Source organism: Microbacterium sp. HMWF026 (assembly GCF_003061325.1).
Classification (GTDB): domain Bacteria; phylum Actinomycetota; class Actinomycetes; order Actinomycetales; family Microbacteriaceae; genus Microbacterium; species Microbacterium testaceum_E.
On record NZ_QAJB01000380.1, the window covers coordinates 1 to 4,547 of the forward strand.

At 64.7% G+C, this 4,547-nt stretch carries 5 protein-coding genes and 2 tRNA genes; 2 read left to right on the plus strand and 5 right to left on the minus strand.

Annotated features, from left to right (window positions below; translation table 11 throughout):
- Positions 1-441: 441 nt before the first annotated feature.
- From DBR36_RS14175 to DBR36_RS14190, 5 genes are all read right to left on the minus strand, one after another.
- Entirely contained in the window at positions 442-678 is a 237-nt protein-coding gene (locus tag DBR36_RS14175) for a hypothetical protein (RefSeq protein WP_108320422.1), read from the minus strand.
- A complete protein-coding gene (locus DBR36_RS17405) occupies positions 678-1,028 on the minus strand; it encodes a hypothetical protein (protein ID WP_146185374.1) in 351 nt (116 codons plus the stop codon). The genes DBR36_RS14175 and DBR36_RS17405 overlap by 1 nt, the downstream gene beginning before the upstream one ends.
- A gap of 2 nt (positions 1,029-1,030) precedes the next feature.
- Positions 1,031-1,741 carry a helix-turn-helix domain-containing protein gene (locus DBR36_RS14180; protein WP_108320424.1) on the minus strand — a complete coding sequence of 237 codons (711 nt, stop codon included), beginning with the start codon at positions 1,739-1,741 and terminating at the stop codon, positions 1,031-1,033.
- A gap of 577 nt (positions 1,742-2,318) precedes the next feature.
- Positions 2,319-3,401, minus strand: a complete 1,083-nt coding sequence (locus DBR36_RS14185) for a site-specific integrase (RefSeq protein ID WP_181373617.1) — start codon at positions 3,399-3,401, stop codon at positions 2,319-2,321.
- A gap of 146 nt (positions 3,402-3,547) precedes the next feature.
- Positions 3,548-3,618: transfer RNA gene (locus DBR36_RS14190), tRNA-Gly, on the minus strand.
- 180 nt (positions 3,619-3,798) lie between these two features.
- On the opposite strand from DBR36_RS14190, the gene DBR36_RS14195 reads away from it, so the two are divergent.
- Together DBR36_RS14195 and DBR36_RS14200 are read left to right on the plus strand one after the other, a co-directional pair.
- Positions 3,799-3,872, plus strand: a tRNA-Pro gene (locus DBR36_RS14195).
- Positions 3,873-3,945: 73 nt separating this feature from the next.
- On the plus strand, positions 3,946-4,547 hold a 602-nt coding region (locus tag DBR36_RS14200), incomplete at its 3' end, for a trigger factor (protein WP_308810964.1).

Consider the following 4,547-nt stretch of genomic DNA (forward strand, 5'->3'; position numbering starts at 1 on the left):
CGCATGAGGGGTCCTGAGGGTCGGGGAGGGTTCGCTCTTGGAGGCCGTAGGCGGGTTATGGCGACTTCTCAAAAGATGCGGTTTCGCGGGTTCGCACTAACTGCAAGTTCGGATTAACTGCGCGTCACCAGCCGGACTCAGGTCCGGGCAGCTTCGACTTACTGCGGGTACGCGCTAGCTGCTTGGCTCGGCCCATGCGTGCGCCCTGACTGCGGTTGCACTGGCGATGGGCGGGGCCGACCATGTCGATGGACAGCGGCAGCCACGGTGCGCGGTGTGCCTCATGTCCAGGGAGGTGGGCCACGTCCCACTGGTCGCTGGGCTGCACCAGGCCCGGGCACCCAGGTGCGGGGTCCACGCATGGGCGGGGGAGCGTGGGCTGGATCACCTTCCGTGCTGCTTTGGAGAAGGTGATCCAGCGCGAGCTGCGGTGGTAGGTGGTCACGGCCATTCACCGCGTTCGACCTGGCGTGTGCACTCCTCGCGCAGAGCCGCCCATGTCACCTCGTCCAGCGGGCCGTACTGCGTGACGTACTGGGTGGCGACGGACACCGTGCAGTCGTTTACCTGGACATCCCGGTCGACTTGCGGCGTGCAGGCGGTGAGGGCCAACAGGCCCGCTGTAACCGCGATCCCGAAATGGGTGACTCGCTCAGCGTGTTTCGCGAAATTGGACATCAGCTTTCCTTCGGGGCATCGAACTTGCGGTGGCATGAATAACAACGTGGTGAGTAGTCCTGTACGCACGCGCTCCATGTGACGGGAATCTGGATGACAACGCCGGTCTTCTGCTTCTTGCGCGTTGTGCCGGACTGCTCGAACGGTGAATTGCCGTTGTAGCTCCAGGTATCCGCTGGCGCAGTGCAGTCGACACAGAGCTGAAGGGCGGCGCGCCCGCGTGTGCGTCGGATACGTCGGTGTGCGCTGCGATAGCCCATGGCCTCTGCGGCGGAGTAAAGGCGGGGACGAACTCTGCGCGGCATCTGACTGAACACAGGGATATTTCCGGAAACGTCGAAAGTGGCCATGATCACACCTCCAAGTCCTGGAAGTCGTCGACCGTGACTCTTCGTTCTCGCTCCTCGCGCTCTCGCTCGGCCAGAGCGAATACCTCCACCCACGTGGTCGGCACGGTGTCGGGCATGCGCTCGACCATCGTCGTGATGCGCGCCTCCACGGCCTCAGAGACGGGCTCCAGCTCTTCCACGACCTCGGCGACGAAGTCGTCGGTGTCGGTGGTGGGAGCTAGGTCCAGCGCCGTGGTCACAAGCTGCTTCTGGAGCCGGTACACGCTCGTACGGCGGCATCCCAGCTCTTCGGCGATCTCGGCCGCGGTGAGCACTTCTCCGGTCTCAGCGAGGCGCTGAAGCAGCTTTGCGTACGCCTTCAGCAGCACCTTGGGGCGGCGGCTGGTGCGCCCACCCTTGGCAGCGGACTCGCGGCTGAAACGCTGGACCGGCTTGAAGGTGTCCAGCAGCCACTGCGCCACGCCCTCCGCACGAGTGACCAGGTCCTCATCCGCCATGCCCTTGACCGACAGGTAGCCAGTGCCCGGATACAGCCCACGCGGCTCACGGCGTCGAGCCTCTTCCATCAGCCAGTCCGCAAGGTCGAGCGCGTCGGGGATCGTGTCCACGCTGCGCAGGTATGCCCCGCCCACACGGCGGAACCAGTCACCCACCAGCTCCCAGTACGACGGTGCGAACTTGCTGGTGTAGTCCGGGACGGGAAAGTCCTTCATGGTCGTGTCCTTCTGGTCGTCGCTTCCCGGGGTGTCATTCCCGGCTCGCAAGGAGTATCGACACAACGGGAGGACTACGTCCCCCTGGATACACAGACTTATAGGAGAACGGTTATGGGAGACAATTTCCAAGGTCCTGAGGCAGACCCACACGGCTTTAGGAGACACGTGAATGTCAGTGCTTCTCGATACACTTGGGGGGTGATTCCTTGTCGTCTCACCTCGCGTGATTTGTCACCACGCAAGAAGCCCCTCTCGGGTCCGGGATAGTTCCCGCCGAGAGGGGCTTTCTTTATTGCCTAGTTTCCACTAACGCCCTTTTGCATGAGCCACCAGTCCTTGGCCATTGCTTCGGCATAGCGATAGTCAGCTCGGAATGCTGCGTCGGCATCCCGCTGGAGGTTCGGGTGTCGCTTCTTCACGACGGTGAGGCGGTCCCACTTGCTCTTCGTTCCCGCGCCGCGCCGTACGCGGCCATGGCGGCTTCGGGCGGCGTTCCAGTCGCGGCACGGGTCGCACCGGCACCCGAGCCCGTAGGCGTAGCTGGCGGCCCGCACGCCGTCTGCGCACCTGACGGTCATGACGCGCTCCTCTTGTTCGAGATCTTCGACACCAGCGCGTCCACCTTCTCCACGGCTTCGCTGTGCATGCGTGCGTTGGTGTGCAGGTAGCGACGGGTCGAGGTGGCGGAGGCATGTCCCGCGCGCTCCTGGATGACCCGTTCGGACGCTCCCGCCTCAGCGACGAGAGAGAGCCCAACATGCCGGACATCGTGCACCCGGAAGTTCTCCAGACCCGCCTCGACCACCGCCTCCTTCCAGACATCTTGAAGGTTCCTGCGGGGCATCCGCTCGGCGCGCTCTCCCGCCAGCAGGGGAGTGGCACCGAAGCCGCGAGGCAGCGCCTGGAGGGCGTCTACGCCCCTCTGAAGTAGCTGGATCTTCTTGTGTTGGCCCGTCTTCGTATCGGCCGTGTAGCCGATCCCGGTCTTCTGCTTGGTGACCGTCACGACTCCGTCGCGCGTGACGTCGGCCCAGTTGAGAGCGATGGCCTCTCCCAGCCGAAGGTGGCCCGCGAACATGATGAGCAGTGCAGGCCGGTAGAACTCAGGAACGTGGGTGAGCACCGCGTCGAACTCCGCAACCGACCAGGTCGGCCTGTCCTTCGACTCGTCCTTCCCTGCGTTCTTCACCTGGCACGGCGACACGGCAATGAGGCCCCACGTCACGGCTTGGCTCATTGCGCCTTTCAATGCGAAATACGCGTTGCGCCGCTGCACCGGGTGGACGCTCTGTCTCGCCCACCACACATCCACGTCCTTCGCGGTGATGGCACCCAACTTCTTGGAGCCGAAGGTCGGACTCAGGACGGCCCGGTGGATGCTCACCAGGTTCCGGTAGGTGGACGGCCTGACTTCCATCTCCCGGATGGCAAGCCAGTCCTTGAAGAAGGCGTCGAACGTCATCGACCCACGTCGGTCGTCTTGGTGCTCGCCCTTTTCGACCTCCGAGAGGATGCGGCGTAGCTCCTTCTCTGCCTGTGTCTTGGTGGCCGGTCTGAGGACCTTGGAAGGACGGCTCCCGTCAGGAGCGGACCACCTCAGTCTGAAGCCGTCGCGGTACGGGGTTACTTGGCCTTGCCCATGGCTGCGCTTGTCCACGCTCGATCCGTTCATATTCGTTCTACGCCGGAGAGCGGGTGCTGCGAAACGCTATTGGCCACGAATTGGCCACGAGTGCGTTTCGGCTCCAGCGGAAGGAACTGAACTAGCTACGGAAATGCCGCCTGGTCAGGCAGTTATTGGAGAGGGGCTGACGAGAATCGAACTCGCATCATCTGTTTGGAAGACAGAGGCTTTACCACTAAGCTACAGCCCCGGATTTTCGCGGCTTTGCGGCCACGAAGCATCGGACGTCCTCTACTGTACGACACCCGACAGCGCCTCGCGAACGCTCGAGGGCCGAGTCCGACACGGATCGAGCGGAGAAATCGGCGCATCCAGGCCGATCGACTAGACTTTCAGCGGTCGTTTCGTCGGCGCGTGCCGCGCGCCGCCCCGGGGCGTAGCTCAGCTTGGTAGAGCGCCCGCTTTGGGAGCGGGAGGCCGCAGGTTCAAATCCTGTCGCCCCGACGTCACGGCCCCACAGACCACAGGCCTAGCCGGCCCCCGCGTGCGCGCGGGCCACACGAGGAGAACGAACCGCATGGTCAACAGCACCGTCGAGAAGCTCAGCCCCACCCGGGTCAAGCTGCACATCACGGTCTCGCCCGACGAGCTCAAGCCGAGCATCGCCCACGCCTACGAGCACATCGCGCGCGACGTGCAGATCCCGGGCTTCCGCAAGGGCAAGGTTCCCGCGCCGATCATCGACCAGCGCATGGGCCGCGGCGCCGTCATCGAGCACGCCGTCAACGAGGGTCTCGACGGGTTCTACCGCCAGGCCGTCGAGGCCAACGAGCTGCGCGTCATCGGCCGCCCGAACGCCGAGATCGTCGAGCTGCCCGAGCTCAAGGACTTCTCCGGCGACCTGGTCGTCGACGTCGAGGTCGACGTCCGCCCCGAGTTCGACCTGCCCGCCTACGACACCATCACGGTGACCGTCGACGCCGCCGAGGCCGACGAGGCCGGCATCGACGCCGAGCTCGACCGTCTGCGCGCGCGCTTCGGCACGCTCGTGACCGTCGACCGCCCCGCAAAGACCGGCGACTTCGTCGAGCTCGACCTGGTCGCCACGATCGACGGCAACGAGATCGACCGCGCCGAGGGCGTGTCGTACGAGATCGGTTCCGGCGAGCTGCTCGAGGG